Annotated in this window: 24 protein-coding genes; 1 reads left to right on the plus strand and 23 read right to left on the minus strand. The window is 30.5% G+C overall.

Annotated elements, in window-relative coordinates; all coding sequences use genetic code 11:
• Positions 1–39 precede the first annotated feature (39 nt).
• Positions 40–1,197, minus strand: coding sequence for a S41 family peptidase (locus IC173_RS13455; protein ID WP_227825287.1), 1,158 nt, complete (start codon positions 1,195–1,197; stop codon positions 40–42).
• Between the two features lie 154 nt (positions 1,198–1,351).
• On the opposite strand from IC173_RS13455, the gene IC173_RS13460 reads away from it, so the two are divergent.
• Positions 1,352–1,921, plus strand: coding sequence for a 5-formyltetrahydrofolate cyclo-ligase (locus IC173_RS13460; protein ID WP_227436202.1), 570 nt, complete (start codon positions 1,352–1,354; stop codon positions 1,919–1,921).
• Positions 1,922–2,101: 180 nt separating this feature from the next.
• Here the strand turns inward: IC173_RS13460 and IC173_RS13465 are convergent, their stop codons facing one another.
• The 22 genes from IC173_RS13465 to yqeB form a co-directional block, all read right to left on the minus strand.
• A complete protein-coding gene (locus IC173_RS13465; RefSeq protein WP_255613016.1) occupies positions 2,102–2,518 on the minus strand; it encodes a hypothetical protein in 417 nt (138 codons plus the stop codon).
• A gap of 214 nt (positions 2,519–2,732) precedes the next feature.
• A complete protein-coding gene (locus IC173_RS13470) occupies positions 2,733–3,827 on the minus strand; it encodes a hypothetical protein (RefSeq protein ID WP_227436206.1) in 1,095 nt (364 codons plus the stop codon).
• Between the two features lie 433 nt (positions 3,828–4,260).
• Positions 4,261–5,202 (minus strand): transketolase family protein, encoded by a 942-nt coding sequence (locus IC173_RS13475; RefSeq protein WP_227483591.1) that lies wholly within the window; start codon positions 5,200–5,202, stop codon positions 4,261–4,263.
• Positions 5,195–6,022 (minus strand): transketolase, encoded by an 828-nt coding sequence (locus tag IC173_RS13480; protein ID WP_227436212.1) that lies wholly within the window; start codon positions 6,020–6,022, stop codon positions 5,195–5,197. The genes IC173_RS13475 and IC173_RS13480 overlap by 8 nt, the downstream gene beginning before the upstream one ends.
• A gap of 171 nt (positions 6,023–6,193) precedes the next feature.
• On the minus strand, positions 6,194–6,577 hold the full coding sequence (locus IC173_RS13485) for a type II toxin-antitoxin system PemK/MazF family toxin (protein WP_003421356.1): 384 nt from the start codon (positions 6,575–6,577) through the stop codon (positions 6,194–6,196).
• On the minus strand, positions 6,546–6,833 hold the full coding sequence (locus tag IC173_RS13490) for an antitoxin (protein WP_227436214.1): 288 nt from the start codon (positions 6,831–6,833) through the stop codon (positions 6,546–6,548). The genes IC173_RS13485 and IC173_RS13490 overlap by 32 nt, the downstream gene beginning before the upstream one ends.
• Before the next feature lie 32 nt (positions 6,834–6,865).
• Positions 6,866–8,023, minus strand: a complete 1,158-nt coding sequence (gene alr / locus IC173_RS13495) for an alanine racemase (protein WP_227436215.1) — start codon at positions 8,021–8,023, stop codon at positions 6,866–6,868.
• Positions 8,024–8,037: 14 nt separating this feature from the next.
• Positions 8,038–8,628, minus strand: coding sequence for a germination lipoprotein GerS (gene gerS, locus IC173_RS13500; protein ID WP_227436217.1), 591 nt, complete (start codon positions 8,626–8,628; stop codon positions 8,038–8,040).
• 20 nt (positions 8,629–8,648) lie between these two features.
• Positions 8,649–9,110 (minus strand): CBS domain-containing protein, encoded by a 462-nt coding sequence (locus IC173_RS13505; protein ID WP_227436219.1) that lies wholly within the window; start codon positions 9,108–9,110, stop codon positions 8,649–8,651.
• A 14-nt stretch (positions 9,111–9,124) separates the two neighbouring features.
• On the minus strand, positions 9,125–9,505 hold the full coding sequence (gene acpS, locus IC173_RS13510) for a holo-ACP synthase (protein WP_227436228.1): 381 nt from the start codon (positions 9,503–9,505) through the stop codon (positions 9,125–9,127).
• A gap of 472 nt (positions 9,506–9,977) precedes the next feature.
• On the minus strand, positions 9,978–10,238 hold the full coding sequence (gene atpC, locus IC173_RS13515) for an ATP synthase F1 subunit epsilon (protein ID WP_227436229.1): 261 nt from the start codon (positions 10,236–10,238) through the stop codon (positions 9,978–9,980).
• 2 nt (positions 10,239–10,240) lie between these two features.
• The gene (gene atpD, locus IC173_RS13520; RefSeq protein WP_227855716.1) at positions 10,241–11,635 is read right to left on the minus strand and encodes a F0F1 ATP synthase subunit beta; all 1,395 of its coding nucleotides are present in this window, start codon (positions 11,633–11,635) and stop codon (positions 10,241–10,243) included.
• A 12-nt stretch (positions 11,636–11,647) separates the two neighbouring features.
• On the minus strand, positions 11,648–12,526 hold the full coding sequence (gene atpG, locus IC173_RS13525; RefSeq protein WP_227436233.1) for an ATP synthase F1 subunit gamma: 879 nt from the start codon (positions 12,524–12,526) through the stop codon (positions 11,648–11,650).
• A 27-nt stretch (positions 12,527–12,553) separates the two neighbouring features.
• Positions 12,554–14,056 (minus strand): F0F1 ATP synthase subunit alpha, encoded by a 1,503-nt coding sequence (gene atpA / locus IC173_RS13530; RefSeq protein ID WP_227436234.1) that lies wholly within the window; start codon positions 14,054–14,056, stop codon positions 12,554–12,556.
• Between the two features lie 16 nt (positions 14,057–14,072).
• The gene (locus tag IC173_RS13535) at positions 14,073–14,618 is read right to left on the minus strand and encodes a F0F1 ATP synthase subunit delta (RefSeq protein WP_227825286.1); all 546 of its coding nucleotides are present in this window, start codon (positions 14,616–14,618) and stop codon (positions 14,073–14,075) included.
• Positions 14,615–15,112 carry a F0F1 ATP synthase subunit B gene (gene atpF, locus IC173_RS13540; RefSeq protein WP_227436237.1) on the minus strand — a complete coding sequence of 166 codons (498 nt, stop codon included), beginning with the start codon at positions 15,110–15,112 and terminating at the stop codon, positions 14,615–14,617. Before atpF ends, IC173_RS13535 begins: the two co-directional genes overlap by 4 nt.
• Positions 15,113–15,235: 123 nt before the next feature.
• Entirely contained in the window at positions 15,236–15,496 is a 261-nt protein-coding gene (gene atpE / locus IC173_RS13545; RefSeq protein ID WP_021386434.1) for an ATP synthase F0 subunit C, read from the minus strand.
• Between the two features lie 70 nt (positions 15,497–15,566).
• On the minus strand, positions 15,567–16,271 hold the full coding sequence (locus tag IC173_RS13550; protein ID WP_227436239.1) for a F0F1 ATP synthase subunit A: 705 nt from the start codon (positions 16,269–16,271) through the stop codon (positions 15,567–15,569).
• Positions 16,272–16,273: 2 nt separating this feature from the next.
• Positions 16,274–16,660 (minus strand): ATP synthase subunit I, encoded by a 387-nt coding sequence (locus IC173_RS13555; protein ID WP_227436241.1) that lies wholly within the window; start codon positions 16,658–16,660, stop codon positions 16,274–16,276.
• 4 nt (positions 16,661–16,664) lie between these two features.
• Positions 16,665–16,892, minus strand: coding sequence for an AtpZ/AtpI family protein (locus IC173_RS13560; RefSeq protein ID WP_227436243.1), 228 nt, complete (start codon positions 16,890–16,892; stop codon positions 16,665–16,667).
• 199 nt (positions 16,893–17,091) lie between these two features.
• Positions 17,092–17,529 (minus strand): deoxycytidylate deaminase, encoded by a 438-nt coding sequence (locus IC173_RS13565; RefSeq protein WP_227436245.1) that lies wholly within the window; start codon positions 17,527–17,529, stop codon positions 17,092–17,094.
• A gap of 227 nt (positions 17,530–17,756) precedes the next feature.
• Positions 17,757–18,572, minus strand: a complete 816-nt coding sequence (yqeB, locus tag IC173_RS13570; protein WP_227483593.1) for a selenium-dependent molybdenum cofactor biosynthesis protein YqeB — start codon at positions 18,570–18,572, stop codon at positions 17,757–17,759.
• Positions 18,573–18,690: the final 118 nt, after the last annotated feature.

Consider the following 18,690-nt stretch of genomic DNA (forward strand, 5'->3'; position numbering starts at 1 on the left):
AATTTCCAGTAATGTTTTTATATCTACAAACTTTAAATTCTATTTATTAACCTGCTCTCTAAGCCATTCAGTTGCTACATCCAGTTGCTTTTTCTCATCTTTTTCTTCAATGGTAGGTTTTATCCCTTTTTCATTGATATAATCTCCATTAGGTGTAAAGTATTGAGCAGTAGTTAGCTTGTATCCTGTTCCATCTTTCAATCTTACAACTGACTGTACCAGCCCTTTACCATAAGTCGTAGTACCTACAGAAATACCTTCTTTATTATCAACAATTGCAGCTGTTAATATCTCAGCAGCAGAGGCGCTTTCTCCATTAGTTAAAACTACTATTGGAAGTCCCAATTTTTCTTTATCAGATTTTAAGTATTCTGTATTACCTTTATTGTCTTTAGTATACACTATAGTTCCTTCACCAATTAATTCATCAGCAACTTCTTTACATATATCCAACATTCCTCCAGGATTGTTTCTAAGGTCTATTACTAATCCCTTAATATTCTTTTCTTTCAACCCTTTTAAAGCTTTGTCAAAATCAGTATATGTACTTGATATAAACTGGGTAATTTCTATATATCCTAAATCATTATCAATTACTTTACTTTCTATACTTTTCTCAACTATCTGTTCTGTCTTTAGCTCAAAGCTTAGTTGTTTATCTTCTCTCAATACTACTAGCTTTACTTTTTTGCCTTTTTTACCTTTCATCATACTTACAGCTTCATCTGAATTTTTATATGATACAGATTTTCCATTGACTTTTATTAATTTATCTCCTGCTTTTACTCCTGCTTTTTCTGCTGGAGAATCTTTCATAGGAACTACTACAAGACCTCCATCTTTTGATGCTCCTATATACATCCCTACACCAACATAAGAGCCCTCACTATCTTCTATTAGCTTTTTCATTTCATCTTCAGTGTAATAACCAGAATATTTATCATTTGTTCCTAGGAATAACCCCTTTGATGCTCCATCCACTAAATCTTTATCAGAGACTTTTTTATAAAAATCTTGTTTTATAATAGATTCTAATCCTAACAACTTATCATATTTTTTATAGCCTTCATAGAGTTCTTTTGATATTACAACTTTGTTCCCTAATGTAAGCTGAAATGCCGATGTGGCCATAGCTGTTATAATTACTAAAATCACCCCTAAAAAAATAGCTTTCTTTTTTGAAATCACAAGATACATCTCCTTTTACATAAACTATTATATATTATATGACTAGCTGTTATTTTTATTACATTTACCCAAATATATTGCCTTATTACAATAAACTATACTAAAATTTATATTAGAATATAAATTCTGTTCACATTATAACATATTAAGGGAGGAATATTTTATGAAAAAAGAATTTAGGAAAAAAGTTATTGAGCATAGAAAAAATAAAGGTGCTGATTTTATACTAAATAATTCAAATTTGATAACAGAAAAATTACTTCAAATGGAGGATATAAGAAACGCAACTAACATAATGCTTTATCTAGATTTTAATAACGAAGTTAACACAGATAATTTAATCAAAAAACTTTTATCTCTAAAGAAAATAGTCTCAAGTCCTATTACAATAAAAGAAAATCATACATTAATTCCTACTCAAATAACAGATTTAGATAACGGACTAAAAATTGGTGCATATGGAATAAGAGAACCTAACGAAAAATCGCCTAAAATTGATATTAAAGCTTTAGATGTTGTAATTGTTCCAGCTGTTGCATATGACATACATTGCTATAGATTGGGATATGGCGGAGGATTTTATGATAGATTTTTAGAGAACTTAAGAAAAGACGCAATAACTATAGGAATAGCATTTGACTTTCAGGTATTCGATTCTATTCCAAAAGAAACTCATGATGCTCAATTAAACTATATAGTTACTGAAACTAGAATTCTTACACCAAATAATTAACACTCTCAATACTATTAATATAACACTCTGTTTAATATTTAATTTTTATCTTATTCAATGAATATTTTAAGTCATGGCTTTTACATCAATAAAGCCTCGACATGATTTATTTACATTAATAAAAACCATGACTTTATTTTACTATACAAATAAATAGTTATTTAATCACAAAATATGCTTTTATTTAGTAGAATTTAACTCTATTCTATCTGGAAGTTCACTCATATTTGTTTCAACCACTATGTATGGAAGAGAATCCTCCTTATCCTTATACTTTATCTTAACTCTCAAAACTTCTTTTCCTTCTTCACTTACACTTTCTATGTTATCCATCTCAATACCATATTTATTATTTCCCCTAGTTACTATGATGTATATTTTATTATCAATCTTAGCTGCTAATGCCCTTTCTTCATTTGTGTATTTGTCCATAACGTCAAGTATCTTTTCTGGTATTGAATTCCTTTGCAATACTGTATAATCTATTGATTTAGTTTTTTCTATAAACATACTTGGTATGAATATAAATCCTCCTATTACAAATATAAGAGCTATAACTCCATAAATTATACCTTTAATATTAAACTTTACATTCAATTTTATCACTCCTCCCATCTATTTAAATATATGATTTATAATTTTGTCTTAGACTTTAAATCACCAATAATAAAATGTTTATTAACAATTGTCTTCAAGTATAAAACAATTAAAAAAGGGATTTTATGACAAATAAATTATAAAATAAAAAAGAGTTATATAAAAACAATTAAATTGTTTTTATATAACTCTTTATTTTACAATTCCAAATTACTTATTTACCATTAACTCCTTCTTGATAGCCAGATGTTTTTGTAATCTGTCTATAAAGAACACAAACCAGTATTATGACGCCCATATATCCGGTATATGGATATAAGATACCAACCAGCTTATCAAATGGTAAGAATCCACCTATAAGACCTAATATAGCTGTTATTAATGTTATTAATTTGAATTTAGGATGATTATCATCTACAAATCTATTAGTTACTGACCATAATAAAGGTACAGCTGTTGTATATATTCCTAATATAAGAACTACTGAGAATAAAACTCCAACTATTGGTGAAATCTTATCAGCTAAGAATAATGAAGGTATTGCTTTTGAATATAAGTTCCCTATATCAGAAAGCATTGCTAAGTTCATCATTATAGCTGCTGCCATAAGTGCTACACCACCTAGTATACCACCACAAACAGCTTCTTTTTTATTAGCAGCACTTGCTCCTAATCCTGTTAAGAACGCCATGACAACGATTGTATTATAAGTAGTATATATTACACCAGATAGGTATGCGTTTGGAACTGGCTTAGTTACCTCTACAGTACTAAGAATCTCTCCTGCTTGAGATAAGTTACCTATATTACTGCTCAAACTTATAGCTCCAACTAAAAGTGTAAAGATTATTATTATAGGTCCTATTCCACCTAGTATCTTTGATAATTTATCAAGACCTAATGAAACAGTTAATAATGCTACTACTGCCATACCTATTCTACCTACAAATGGATTTAATCCATAGTATTCAGTTAAAGTTGCTCCTGCTCCTGAAATCATTACTACGAAAACACCAAATAAGAATAAAGGTCCAAACCACTCAAAGAATATTCCTAAATACTTACCACAATAAACACGATAAATTTTGATAGGTTCCTTAAGTTGAAGTTCTTTACCTTTTGACATTACTGAAGCACCCATCCATGAGAATAATACCATTGAAATTATCCCACCAATAATACCTGCAAACCCATAAAAAGTGAAGAATTGCATTATTTCTTGTCCTGTTGCAAATCCAGAACCGATTACTGTTGCTACATAAGCTCCTGCGAAACTGATGACCGTTTTAACATTTACTTTTTCTGACATATCTCAGTTACCTCCCCACGTGAAATTTTTTCATCTGCTTAATTACTTCGATAAACTACTTACAATTTCCTTTAACATAAAATCCATGATAACTGTTTTAAAACTTTTTGTATTTTGTATAATAACTTAAAACTTATAGCATATTTTTTATACAGTATACCTCCCTTCATACAATTCTTTAAATTCTTTTTATCTAAGTAGTTATTATATGTATAAAACTAATTTCCCTATAAACTATATATTAGTCATATTTTTCTGAATAGTCAATATATATTTGAATATTTTCTCTATTTTTGTAAAAATTTGAATATTCGGTTAGGTTTTTGATAAATTGATATAGTGTATAAAAAAGAGAGATACAAATTCATATAATGCTTTATATCTCTCTTTTACACATATTATATTGTTAACAAACATGCATAATTTATATTTCTTACATTCTTTTTGCAAGAATAGCTTCTTTTACAGCTTTTACTATGTCATCACAAGTTAATTCATATTTTTTTAACAATTCGTTTGGAGCACCAGATTCTCCAAAAGAATCCTTAATCCCAACTTTTTTTACAATAGTTGGATAAGATTCTCCAACTGTCTCACTTACAGCAGAACCTAATCCTCCAATTATACTATGTTCTTCTACAGTTACAATAGCATTAGTTTCTTTTGCTGATTTTAATATTAAATCCTTATCTATAGGTTTTATTGTGGACATATTTATGACTCTAGCACTAATACCTTCTTCTTGCAATTTTTCTTGTGCTAATATAGCATCATTCACCATAATCCCACAAGCTATAATCGTGACATCATTGCCATCTCTTAGTACTACACCTTTTCCTATTTCAAAGTGATAATCCTCATCAAATAAAACTGGAACTGAACTTCTTCCTAGTCTAACATAAACAGGTCCATTGTATTTAGCTATTTCAAAAATCATCTTCTCTGTCTCTACTCCATCAGCTGGAACAAGAACTGTCATATTTGGTATAGCTCTCATTATTGCAATATCCTCTACACTTTCATGAGATGCTCCATCTTCTCCAACAGTAAGTCCTGCATGAGTAGCACAAATTTTTACATTTAATTTTGGATAACAAACTGAATTTCTTATAATCTCAAATGCTCTTCCTGTAGCAAACATAGCAAAAGTACTAGCAAAAGGTATTTTTCCAGCAGTTGATAACCCACAAGCAGCACCTATTAGATTTTGTTCGGCTATACCCATATTAAAAAATCTATCTGGAAATGCTTCATAAAAATCATGTGTCTTTGTAGACTTTGATAAATCTGCATCTAATACTACAACATTGTCATTTATTTGTCCTAATTTTACCAAGGCTTTACCATATGCTTCTCTTGTTGCCATTTTATTCATTGTCAGCACCTCCTAATTCAAGTAAGGCTTGCTCTAGTTCTGCATCATTTGGAGCTGTCCCATGCCATCCTGCTTGATTTTCCATAAAAGATATTCCTTTACCTTTTATAGTCTTTGCAACTATCATTGTAGGCTTTTTAACTGTTGATTTAGCTATATCAAGAGCAGCAAATATTTGGTCAAAATCATGACCATCTATTTCAATTACATTCCATCCAAAAGCCTTAAATTTATCAACTATTGAACCTAAGTTCATTACACTTTCTATGTTTCCATCTATCTGAAGTCCATTATTGTCTAAAAAAGCAATTAAATTATCAAGTTTATAATGTGCTGCACTCATAGCAGCTTCCCAAACAATACCTTCTTGAACTTCTCCATCACCAAGTAAAGTGTACACATTCCATGGTGCATTATCTAATTTTGATGCCATAGCCATCCCACATGCAGCCGAGAAACCTTGACCTAAGGAACCTGTAGATATCTCCACACCAGGTGTTCCTTTCATATCTGGATGCCCTTGTAACATTCTTCCTATTTTCCTCAGCCCATTTAATTCTTCCTTATCAAAATAACCTTTTTCAGCCAATGTTGCATATAATGCTGGTGCAGCATGTCCTTTTGATAATACAAATCTATCTCTATCCTCCATTTTAGGATTTGAAGAATCCACATTCATTTCATCAAAGTATAACGCAGTAAGTATTTCAACTACTGATAATGACCCTCCTGGATGTCCAGATTTGGCTCTATGTATCATAGAAACTATATCTCTTCTTATGATACGCGCAATCTCATTTAATCCTTTATGGTCTCTCATGTAATTACCTCCCTTGAGTTTGTAATTTTTATATCAATTCCATATTATTATATCACTTTTATGCTATTTTTTTTCGTTATTTTTGATTTTATTAGCTTAGGCACTAAAATTAAACTCTATGAAATATTTTTAAAGAAAAAAGGGATTGTCTAACAAAAGACAAATCCCTCTTTAAAAAGTAAACAATCCTAAACTTATTTGAAGTCCATCATCTACTTTTATCATCATATTTTCATCTAGACAACCAATTTTTTCCCTCAGCCTCTTTTTATCAATAGTTCTGATTTGTTCTAAAAGAATCACTGAGTCTTTATTAAGCCCATATTCATTGGAACTTATCTCTACATGAGTAGGTAATTTGGCTTTATTAATCTGAGATGTTATAGCTGATACTATAACTGTAGGACTATATTTATTACCTACATCATTTTGTATTATCAGAACAGGCCTAACTCCTCCCTGTTCTGAACCAACAACTGGACTTAAATCAGCGTAATATAAATCACCACGCTTTATTTCACAATTAGTACTCACCTTGGGCAATCTTCCCTTCATTTTTATCATCAGAAGATACTTCGTCAACTGTCATACCTAGTTCAGCTAATGACAGATTAATTTGACCCATTTCTCTATAACCCGTTTTCATAGATTCTTTAATATGAATTCTCTTTTTCTGAGTTATATAGAACTGAAAAGCAGCTTTTGCAAAATCTTCTCTGTTACTGTTCTCCATCTGAACAATACTATCAACTTCAGAAATCAGAGAGTCTGGTAAAGTAACTTCTATTTTTTCTTTACTCTTATCGTACACAAAATCGCCTCCCAGATTATAATATCATGGTTTTATTTTAGCAAATAACTGTTTATTTGTACAAGCTCATTATTTTCCATATAAACACGGTCAACTCTTCTTGATATCATGCATAACACTTCATAGTTTATAGTTCCTAAGTCTTTGGCTATACGTTCAGCTGTAACTTCACCTTCTCCAAATAGTATAACCTCATCTCCAACTTTTATGTCTACATCTTTGTCAATTCTAACCATTATTTGATCCATACAAATTCTACCAACTACATCAAATACTTCTCCTTTAATAATAACTTTTGGATTCTTTTGAATTCTAGTAAATCCATCTGCATATCCTATTGGAATTGTAGCTATTGTTTCCATACTAGTAGTTGTATATTTTAGTCCATAACTTATTCCTATACCTGGTTCAACTTGTTTTATATGTCCGATTTTTGATTTTAATTTCATGGCTGGTTTTAGTTCTAGTCTTTCTTTAAATACATCATCAGATGGATAATGACCATATAATATTATTCCTGCTCTTACCATATTTAATCTTAAATCAGGGCAATCCATAATAGCTGCACTATTTGATACATGCTTTATAGCTATTTCTACACCAGCTTCATCTAACTTATCAGACATAAATTTATAATTATTAGCTTGTTTATAAGTGTACTCTTTACTTACTTCATCAGCTGTAGCAAAATGAGTAAACATACCTTCTAAATTTATATATTCTAATTTATTTAATTTTACTATATCCTGAACTGACTCTTCATTAGGTTGGAAACCTATTCTAGTCATTCCTGAGTCTATTTTAATGTGAACACAGGCTTTTTCTCCTAAAGATTTTGCAATTTCGTTTATCTTTTGTGCTGTTTCTAAAGAATAAACTGTCATAGTTATTTTATTTTTTATAGAATCTTCAAAAGCTTCATCTGGAGTATATCCTAAGTTCAAAATAGGAAGTGTTATACCATTTTGTCTAAGTTCAATTCCTTCAGCAGTTCTTGCTACTGCTAAATAATCTACTTTTTCCTTTTGTAATAATTTTGCAACTTCTACTGCACCATGTCCATATGCATCAGCTTTTATTACTCCACAAACCTTAATATCTTCTTCTAATAAATTTTTAATATTTTTTAAGTTAAATCTTAAGTTATCTAGATTTATCTCTGCCCATGTAGGCACTGTTATTTTTTGCATTTCTTTAGTCCCCCTTAGTTTCTGTATTCAAAATCTCTGTATTTTACTGTAAATCTTGGCACTCCTTCATTATCTAACACTTCCATCTTTTCAGGGTTCTTTGTGTCAGCATTTACATATAATACTTGCTTATTAAAATATTTATTATCCCCAGGAATAAAAGTCTCTAAAACCAAATTTCCTTTGGATAACTTTATTTTCATCTCTTCGTTTTGAAGATAATTTTTTATAAAGTCTCCTATAAAAAGATATTGATTATTTTTTCCTGTATTAGGCAATTCCACTATATCACTGATATTTGGATTTTTAACTAATATTTTATCACCTTGATACTCTATACTTTTTCCCTTTAAGTGTTTTGGGGAAATTACTTCTAATTTATAGTTATCAGTTTTTTTATAAGTATGAATTAAAACATAATTGTGTGGGCTCTTATTTCCAACTACTTCTACTTCAGCTTTACAACTGTAAGAATTCATATCAGAAATCTGCTTTTGAAAGTCTTTGTATACTTCTTCTTTTGTGGACTGTCGTTTTTGGCATCCTATTACAATTATAACCAGTGCCAAGAACATAATACATACTATAGTCCACTTTTTTCTCACATCACACCTCCTACTTCAGTTTATTCATTATATAAAGCTTTTATTATATCATATCTACAAATTATACCTTTAATTTTATTGTCGTCATCTACTACAGGAACTCTGTTTATTGATTTTTTAATCATTATATTAGCCACATCATCGAACTTATCATCTTCATGAACTTTTATTATGTCTTTAGACATCAGTTCTCCGACTTTATACGCTGCTACTTGCTTTATGTCTTTTTCTACCTTTTTTAAATCATCTAAAAAAATCAGCCCTTGTAATAAATTTATATAGAGAGGTGCTTCTATATATTTTTCTTTTTTAAGAATGTCTGTCTCAGAAATTATTCCAACAACTTTATTTTCTGAATCTACAACTGGCAATCCTCCTATTTTCTCTGCAATTAGCATATTAGCTACATCTGCTATACTATCATCTTGTTTTGCTACTATTACATCTGTTGTCATTATTTCTTTTGCTGTTTTATCCATCATAGTGTAATCACTCCTTAGTCCTTAATTATAGTTATCGCATTTGCTATAGCATAATCTTTTGAATGTGATATTGAAACTTTTATTTCTAAAACATTATAATCTATGCACATTTTTGCCAGATTATTATAAGTTTTTACTATTGGTTTTCCCATTTCATTTCTGAGAACCTCTATATCTTTAAAGTTAAACATTCTGATTCCTGTACCCATAGATTTACTTATAGCTTCCTTAGCCGCAAAATTACCGGCTATACTTTCTGCCTTAAAATTTTTAGAATTAAAATATTCAATTTCTTTATCTGTAAACATTTTCTCTAAAAACCGATTATTTTTTTCTACAGCTTTTTTTATTCTGTCAATTTCAACTATGTCTACTCCAATATCAAATATATCCATTTTTCCTCCAGAAAATTTATAATAGCTCTTTTCATTTAATAATGAATTTATAAATTTACTATTGATAATACCTATTATTGTTTAGTTTATGTTACTTATCCCAATTTAATAATCATTATAATAAAATTGTAACTTTTAAAATTATTTATAATAAATAACCTATGTAAATCTATTATATTATTTATTATACTACACAACTAAGCAAATTTTTTAAATTTTATAAAAATTTTATATAGATTCCTTATATGAATATTTTTTCACTTCTATATAATCTATCTAAACTTTCTTTATCTTATTAATTACAACATAATTTTGCAGTAAATTCAAACATTTTGTGAATTTATTGTCAGTGCATTTTCTGCATACTTTACACTCTATTTGTTATTATTTTATTAACACCAAAACATAAAAAAGTCACTTTGACCAAAAATATTTTTAGTAAAAATGACTTTTCATGTTTTATATTAAGTTATTAAATCCATTCAGCAGATTCTGTCAATATAACGGTTTTATTTTGATCTACATTAACAAATCCTTCTGATATTTTTGCTTCTTTAAAATTTCCATCTTTTTTTATCTTCAAAGTCCCTACAGGTATGCCTGAAACAAATGGTATATGACCTTTCAATACCCCTTTGTCTCCCTTTGTAGTTCTAACTACTATCATTTCAACTTCTCCATCATAAAATGTATCATTTGGAGTTACAACTTTCAATGAAAATTCACTAGCCATGACTACATACTTCCCTTCGCTTTTTTAACAGCATCTTCTATTGTACCTACAAACAGGAATGCTGACTCTGGTAAGTCATCATGTTTACCTTCAAGTATCTCTTTGAATCCTCTTACAGTTTCTTTAATAGGAACATATTGACCTGGATTTCCTGTAAATTGCTCTGCAACTGTAAACGATTGAGATAAGAATCTTTGTATTTTTCTAGCACGTGCAACTATTAACTTATCTTCATCAGACAATTCATCCATACCAAGTATGGCAATTATATCTTGTAGTTCTTTATATCTTTGAAGTATTGATTGAACTCCTCTGGCTACTTCATAATGTTCTTTTCCTACTATACTAGGGTCAAGAATTCTTGATGTAGATTCAAGAGGGTCAACCGCTGGATATATACCAAGTGATGATATTTGTCTAGATAAAACTGTTTTTGCATCTAAGTGAGAGAATGTTGTAGCTGGTGCTGGGTCAGTTAAGTCATCTGCTGGTACATATACTGCTTGAACAGATGTTATTGAACCTTTCTTAGTTGACGTTATCCTCTCTTGAAGTGCACCCATTTCAGTAGCTAATGTTGGTTGGTAACCAACAGCTGATGGCATACGTCCTAGAAGTGCTGAAACTTCTGAACCAGCTTGTGTGAAACGGAATATATTATCAACGAAAAGTAAGACGTCTTGTCCTTGCTCATCTCTAAAATGTTCTGCCATTGTAAGTCCAGTTAAAGCAACTCTCATTCTTGCTCCAGGTGGCTCGTTCATCTGACCAAATACTAGAGCTGTCTTATTTATAACTCCAGACTCACTCATTTCTCCATAAAGGTCATTACCTTCTCTTGTTCTTTCTCCTACTCCTGAGAATACAGAAATACCACCATGTTGCTTAGCAATATTGTTTATAAGTTCTTGTATTAAAACTGTTTTTCCTACTCCTGCTCCTCCAAATAGACCTATTTTTCCACCTTTCAGATATGGTGCTAGCAAATCAACTACCTTAATACCTGTTTCTAGTATCTCAGCTGTAGTTTCTAGTTCGTCATATGCTGGTGCTGGTCTATGTATAGGTAACTTAGGCGCAGACTTTGGAGCTGGTTTTCCATCAACTGGTTTTCCAAGAACATTGAATATTCTACCTAAAGTTTCATCTCCAACAGGAACACTTATTGGTCCTCCTGTATCTACAACTTCCATACCTCTTACAAGTCCATCTGTTGCACTCATAGAGATACATCTTACTGTATCATCACCTATATGTTGAGCAACTTCTGCAACTATTTCTTTATCTCCTAACTTTATTACTAACGCATTTAATAAGTTAGGTAGGCTTTGTTCATTATCAAACTTAACATCTAGTACAGCTCCTACAATCTGTACTATTTCACCTACATTTGCCATTTCCTAACCTCCCTATTTTAGAGCTTCAACTCCACCAACTATCTCTGTTATTTCTTGAGTTACAGCTGACTGTCTTGCTCTGTTATAACTTAACTCTAAATTAGATAGCATTTCATTCGCATTATCTGTGGCTGATTCCATCGCAGTTCTTCTAGCTCCTTGCTCTGATGCAAAAGATTCTAAAATCCCACCATATATTGTACCTGATACAAACTGAGGCACAATATAACTTAAGACTGCTTCTGCTGATGGTATATATTGTACTTTCGATTTATTTTGTTTTTCTTCTTTTATTACAATTCCATGGTCATCTGTATCTTTTTCAAACACCAATGGAAGCAATTTTAAAACTTCAACTTCTTGTAATAACGCTGATTTAAACTTTGTATAAGCTATATAAACTTCATCTACTTCACCTTTTTTATACAGGTCAATAACAGTTTGTGAAATTTCTATCGCTTCTTCATATCCACAAGCTTCAACACTATTTATATCTTTTGCTATATTGTAATTTCTCTTAGAAAAAAACTCGTGTGCCTTCTTTCCTACTGTGATAACTGTTTCTTTTTTTCCTTCCATGTGAGATACAGATTCCTTTAATACATTGGAATTGTATCCACCTGCAAGACCTCTATCTCCAGCTACCACTATATAGCATTTATTTTTTACTTCTCTTACTTTTAAAAATTCATTTCTAACTCCACGTGTTGTTTGGGCAATATCTTTTACTGTATCGTACAAAGTATTAAAGTATTCTCTTGAATCTTCAGCTTTTTCTTTTGCTTTTCTAAGCTTAGAAGATGCAACAAGTTCCATTGCTTTAGTTATTTGTTTTGTACTTTCAACACTCCCCATACGTGTTTTAATCGCTTTAATTCCAGCTCCTGCCAATTAATTTACCTCCTTTTTTAAAAAGGATTATACTTCAACAACAAACTTTTCTTTAAATTCATTTATTGCATCTGTTAAATCATGAGTGAAGTCTTCTCCATCTAATATTTTTCTTGATATTTCTGGATAATTATTATCTACAAATGCATACAATTCTGATTCAAATCTAGCTATATTATCTATTGGAATATCTTCCAAGTGATTATTTATAACAGCATATATTATCATAACTTGATTTTCAACTTTTATTGGTTGATGCTCACCTTGTTTTAATATCTCAACGATTCTTTCACCTTGAGCAAGTCTCTTTTTAGTATCTTCATCTAAGTCAGAACCAAATTGTGAGAATGCTGCAAGCTCTCTATATTGTGAATATGCAAGTTTCAATGTACCTGCAACTTTTTTCATTGCCTTAATTTGCGCAGAACCACCAACCCTCGATACTGATATACCAGGGTCAACTGCTGGTCTTACACCTGAATAGAATAATTCTGGTTGTAAGTATATTTGACCGTCTGTTATAGATATAACATTTGTTGGTATATACGCAGAAACGTCTCCAGCTTGAGTTTCTATTATAGGTAAGGCAGTCATTGAGCCTCCTCCTAATTCATCAGATAACTTAGCTGCTCTTTCAAGTAATCTTGAATGTAAGTAGAATACATCTCCAGGATATGCCTCACGTCCTGGTGGTCTTCTAAGTAATAATGACATTTCTCTATATGCAACGGCTTGTTTACTTAAATCATCATATACTATAAGCACATGTTTTCCATTGTACATAAATTCTTCACCCATAGCTGCTCCAGCGTATGGTGCTATATATTGAAGTGGTGCTGATTCAGATGCTGTTGCTGAAACTACTATTGTATAGTCTAAAGCTCCACCTTTTTCTAATGAACTAACTAATTGAGCTATAGTAGAACGTTTTTGCCCAATTGCTACATATATACAGATAACATCTTTTCCTTTTTGATTTAATATAGTGTCGACAACTATAGATGTTTTACCAGTTTGTCTGTCACCTATTATTAACTCTCTCTGACCTCTACCAATTGGTATCATTGAATCTATTGATTTTATACCTGTTTGTAATGGCTCATAAACAGATCTTCTATCTATTATACCAGGTGCTTCAGATTCAACTGGTCTAGTTTTTGTACAAGCTATAGGTCCTTTTCCATCTATTGGCTGACCTAGAGAATTTACAACTCTACCTATTAAGGCTTCTCCAACTGGAACTTCAACTATTCTTCCAGTTCTCTTAACTATATCGCCTTCTTTTATTCCACTGTCATCTCCAAGTATAACAGCTCCAACTACTTCTTCTTCTAAGTTAAGTGCCATACCATATACTTCACCTGGGAACTCTAGTAACTCACCAGACATAGCTTTTTCTAATCCATATACACTAGCTATACCATCCCCAACGGTTAAAACACTACCTGTATCTGTCAATTCAACTTTATTCTCATAATTCTTTATTTGCTGTTTAATTATAGAACTTATTTCTTCAGGTTTTAAGTTCATGGGTTCACCGCCATTCTTAAGATATTACTTCAGATAGCTTTTCTTTCATCTTATCTAGACGAGTTTTTACAGTGCCATCTATCTGCTCATTTCCAAGTCTAACTAGAACTCCCCCTAGTATAGTCTTGTCAACTACATTTTCTATAGTAACATTTTTGTTGTATTTGTTTGAAAGTTTAACTTCAAGTTCTTTAATATCTGTTTCACTCATTGGAATCGCACTTATTGCGACACCATCAATTATATTATTTTTCTTATTTAATAAGTCTTTATAAGCTAACTCTATGTCTTCCAAAAATACTATTCTATCTTTATCTACCAAAACTTTTAAGAAATTTTTTATGTTAGAGCTTACTTCCTTATCAAAAATGATTTCTACCAAGTTTTTCTTTTCTGATTTTGAAACTAATGGTGATTTTAAAACTTTGTAGAAATCTTTGCTAACTTTAGTCATCATATCTACTACTTTTTCTAATTCTTTAAATAATATATCAGTTGAATTTTCTTCTTCTCCTAATTGAAATAGGGCTTCGGCATATCTATTTGCTACTACGTTTATCATTTAGCCTCCCCTACCTCTTTTATAAAGTTTTCTATCAATTCTTCATGTTTAGATTTATCTAAATCTTTTTCAATAACTTTAGATGCTGCAAGTAGTGCTATATTTGATATATCACTCTTAATTTCATTCATAACCTTTTGTTTTTCTTGTTCTATATCTTTGCTTGCTTTATCTTTTATATTAAGAGCATCTTGTTTTGCAGTACTTATTATGTCATCTGATTTTTTCTCTGCTCTTATAGTTGCTTGTTTTATGATTTCTTGACCTTCGTCTTTAGCAAAATTGATTTTTGACTCATATTCTTTTTTTAGTGCCAATCCTTCGTTTTTTGCTTTTTCGCCTTCTGCTAAGTCATTTTTAATATCATTTTCTCTTGATTGGATTATATTTAAAACTGGCTTAAATAAAAGCTTTCTTAGAAGTAAAAATATTATAAAAGTATTAACAATTTGGAATACAAATTCCCATGTTATACCTACTAGTGCTTTCTCCATAATTATCCTCCTTTCCATAAATCATAACTACTTATAATCACGAGATGATAAAATTCATCTCATGATTATAAGTTTGAGATGATTTATCTATAAAACCTATCTCAAAATATTTAAGGACTAAATCTACATTCCTAAGTATTTGAAGAATGGATTTACGAATAGAAGTATTATTGATACAACCAAGCCATATATTGCTGAAGACTCTGCTATAGCAACACCTAGTAATAAAGTTGAAGTTATATCACCTTTAGCTTCTGGTTGATTTCCTACTGCTTCTGCTGCCTTACCTGCTGCTACACCTTGACCAATTCCTGCACCTATACCTGTTGCAACTGCTATTCCTGCTCCTATTGCTGATGCTGCCGCTACTATTGCTGTTTCCATAATTATTTCCTCCTTAAAATTTAAAAATTTAAATTGTTTTTTATTTTTTATCTTAATATAAGTTGATTTCTTAATCTAATTCCCCTGCACTTGATATAAACACCATTGTTAACATTATAAATATATATGCTTGTAACAATCCTGCAAATAAATCGAAGTACAAGTGTAATGGTACTGGTATTAGTATCTGTCCAATTGGTATTGATAATCCTGGTATTAGACTAGATATAAAACCTAAAAGTTGATAAAATAGACCCATTATAATTGTTCCACCTAAGATATTTCCAAATGGACGGAAACTTAATGATATTGGTCTAGCTAACTCACCTATAATGTTAATTGGTAACATTATGGCAAGTGGTTGAGCCAATTCTTTAAAGTATGATACTCCTTTAAATTTAACTCCTGCAAAATAAATCATAAAAAATGTAATCATTGCCCATGCAGCAGTTGTATCTAGGTCGGTTGTTGGTGATCTTAATCCAAGTAATGGGCTTAAATTTGAGCACGCGAAAAATAAAAACAAACTTCCTATGTATGGTATCATATATGGCATTCTTTTTACTGTGTTTTTACCCATAACATTTGTAACCATTTTAGCAAGACCACCTATTGCAAATTCCAAAAATATTTGAACTTTACTGGTTGGAACTTTTTTCAAATTTCTAGTTAAAAAATAAGATGCTATCGCTAAAAAGGCCATTATTCCCCAACTCACTAGTATTGTTTCACTAATTTTAAAGTTTCCTATGAGATAATAATGCGCTTGACTCATACTTACGCCTCCTTCCTCTTTAATTTATTTATAAAGTTTTTTGATAATATGACAAACTTTGTACTCAATAATCCTAGTGCTGTTCCGATTATATTTAAATGTGGAACCTTAGCTGAAGCAAATAGAACAACTGCCATTATAAATAGCCTAATGGTATATTGTGCTGATGCATAAGCTTGTGCTTTTCCAGCTGGCAATGACACTGTTTTTTCTAGTGAGATTGCTAATAATCTAAAATTTAACATAGCTATTATAGAGCCAAATATAAGTCCTAAAAATACTGGCTTACTTAATGTTGATGTTATCAACATTAGCACAATTAAAATTACATCAAATATTACTATACCCTTTGTTACTGACCTTACTTGGTTAAGTAATTTTATATCCAATATATCACTTCCTTCGTGTATATACTATCAGAGTTTTATAAACACCACTAAAAGCACCTCCAACCCCTAACAGTAAAAATATTATTGTTAGAACTGGACTTGTATTTAATTTACTATCTAAAAATTTTCCTAAGAAAGTACATCCTAATATTGATATTACAATCATCAATCCTATCTGACTTATTAAACTAAACAGCTTTGCAATTTCCATATGTGTATTTTTTTTACTCATAAATAGTATCCCTCATTATTACAAAATAAATAACATGTAATTAATCTATATCATAAATTTATTTAATTATAAAATATATCTTACTACTAATCTGATTATTTTTCAAACACTTTCTTTTAATCATTTCATGAGCATGTATTTCAGTGTCAAATTTTATCGTTTATTGTCATTCTAAAATTATTCACTAAAAATTTATCTACTAGAATTTTATAAGTTCTATTCCTGCTTCTTCTAACAATTCTGTAGACATATCATCTGGATAATCGCCTTCATAAACAATTTTCAATATCCCTGCATTTATGCACATTTTTGCACACAAAACACAAGGTCTTGTAGTAACATATAAAGTTGCTCCAGCTACACTAATACCATTATGGGCAGCCTGTATTATAGCATTTTGCTCAGCATGCAATGCCCTACACAGTTCATGTCTTTCTCCTGAAGGAATATTTAGTTCCTGTCTTTTGCACCCAATATTTTCACAATGTTCAAGATTTCTTGGGGAACCATTATATCCAGTTGTTAGAATTTGTTTATCTCTTACAATAACAGCTCCTACTTGTCTCCTAATACAAGTTGAACGCTTTTTTACCACTTCTGCAATTTCCATAAAGTATTCATCCCATGATGGTCTCATAATTTACTTTTCTCCTCTTTGTTTATGTACTGGTCTCATATATATTTATTAGATTTCTTCCTAAATAAATACTTATTTTTATATTATATACACATGTCAATTGAATGTCCAATAAAAAAAGAGCATTTTTACCATTTAAATTTTAAATACCCTTTATATGCTCTCCTTAATCTATTAAATTTATTATATTACCTTAATGAAATATTAATAGTCTTATTTATCATAAATTAATTTATTGGATAGATTCCATTTTTTAATATGGCTTCTAAAACCCCTCCAGCTATACATCTAGCTTTATCTGATATGGTAAAAGCATTCTTAACTTCCTCTTTTCTAGGGTCTATGTCTAATATTTTTAAATTTTTATTTACTTTTGCTCCCTCTTTTAGTAATCCTCTAAGAACTCCAGATATTGTTGCTCTAACTTCATATTTTTGTCCATAATCATTAATATAACAAAGTAAATCACCCTTTTCAACTATATCGCCTATCTTACATACATTTTCCATTATTCCGCTATGTTCTGAGTGTATTACTCTTTCTTTAGAAATCCCTTTTATTGCACCTGGTATTCCTGTATTTTTTTCAGCTCTACCACTGGTTATTATTCTTCCTAGATTATGACCTCTCATTGTCTCTATGACCACATCAACATCTTCTCCTGCACAAAATCCAGGTCCTAAAGCTATTGTAAGTGGAGCCATATCCTTAGTTGTACCCAAATTTTTTTTGGCTAATATTCCATCAATCAAAACAACTGGATTTATCTCAGATAGTTTTTCTCCTTTTGGGTCTACAATAAGTGCTACTTTATCTTGAGATAACGTTTTTTCGATTTCATCTTTATTTTTACAAAGTTTACAATCTATACCTTCAATAGTAACTTCCTTTTCATATACAGCCTCACAAAAAGAGACCTGTCTTCTTATTGCTAAAGGCTCTTCTATTTCTAATGCAACCACTTTAAAACCACTATTGTGTAACTTATGTATAACTGCTGTTGCTAAATCTCCAGCTCCTCTTACTACTATACATTTTTTCATGTATTATCACTCCCAATAATATCATTAATATTTTAATTTAAACTCAATTAATATATATCAATTTAATCGTAAGCAACTAACATGCCATATTTAAAATTGCTCATAATTTGTAAACTCA

This window comes from Clostridioides sp. ES-S-0048-02 (assembly GCF_020658495.1).
GTDB lineage: Bacteria > Bacillota > Clostridia > Peptostreptococcales > Peptostreptococcaceae > Clostridioides.

Bases quoted from the DNA above. Each gene is read 5' to 3' on its own strand.
- IC173_RS13470 (WP_227436206.1), bottom strand. From the start codon at position 3,827: ATGTCAGAAAAAGTAAATGTTAAAACGGTCATCAGTTTCGCAGGAGCT.
- IC173_RS13535 (WP_227825286.1), bottom strand. From the start codon at position 14,618: ATGATAAACGTAGTAGCAAATAGATATGCCGAAGCCCTATTTCAATTA.
- IC173_RS13560 (WP_227436243.1), bottom strand. From the start codon at position 16,892: ATGAGTAAAAAAAATACACATATGGAAATTGCAAAGCTGTTTAGTTTA.
- IC173_RS13565 (WP_227436245.1), bottom strand. From the start codon at position 17,529: ATGAGACCATCATGGGATGAATACTTTATGGAAATTGCAGAAGTGGTA.
- IC173_RS13505 (WP_227436219.1), bottom strand. From the start codon at position 9,110: ATGATGGATAAAACAGCAAAAGAAATAATGACAACAGATGTAATAGTA.
- yqeB (WP_227483593.1), bottom strand. From the start codon at position 18,572: ATGAAAAAATGTATAGTAGTAAGAGGAGCTGGAGATTTAGCAACAGCA.
- atpA (WP_227436234.1), bottom strand. From the start codon at position 14,056: ATGAACTTAAAACCTGAAGAAATAAGTTCTATAATTAAACAGCAAATA.
- atpD (WP_227855716.1), bottom strand. From the start codon at position 11,635: ATGGCAAATGTAGGTGAAATAGTACAGATTGTAGGAGCTGTACTAGAT.
- IC173_RS13485 (WP_003421356.1), bottom strand. From the start codon at position 6,577: ATGAAGGGAAGATTGCCCAAGGTGAGTACTAATTGTGAAATAAAGCGT.
- IC173_RS13550 (WP_227436239.1), bottom strand. From the start codon at position 16,271: ATGAGTCAAGCGCATTATTATCTCATAGGAAACTTTAAAATTAGTGAA.
- atpE (WP_021386434.1), bottom strand. From the start codon at position 15,496: ATGGAAACAGCAATAGTAGCGGCAGCATCAGCAATAGGAGCAGGAATA.
- alr (WP_227436215.1), bottom strand. From the start codon at position 8,023: ATGCAAAAAATAACAGTGCCTACATGGGCAGAGATAAATCTAGATAAC.
- IC173_RS13460 (WP_227436202.1), top strand. From the start codon at position 1,352: ATGAAAAAAGAATTTAGGAAAAAAGTTATTGAGCATAGAAAAAATAAA.
- IC173_RS13455 (WP_227825287.1), bottom strand. From the start codon at position 1,197: ATGTATCTTGTGATTTCAAAAAAGAAAGCTATTTTTTTAGGGGTGATT.
- IC173_RS13480 (WP_227436212.1), bottom strand. From the start codon at position 6,022: ATGAGAGACCATAAAGGATTAAATGAGATTGCGCGTATCATAAGAAGA.
- IC173_RS13475 (WP_227483591.1), bottom strand. From the start codon at position 5,202: ATGAATAAAATGGCAACAAGAGAAGCATATGGTAAAGCCTTGGTAAAA.
- atpF (WP_227436237.1), bottom strand. From the start codon at position 15,112: ATGGAGAAAGCACTAGTAGGTATAACATGGGAATTTGTATTCCAAATT.
- acpS (WP_227436228.1), bottom strand. From the start codon at position 9,505: ATGGATATATTTGATATTGGAGTAGACATAGTTGAAATTGACAGAATA.
- atpC (WP_227436229.1), bottom strand. From the start codon at position 10,238: ATGGCTAGTGAATTTTCATTGAAAGTTGTAACTCCAAATGATACATTT.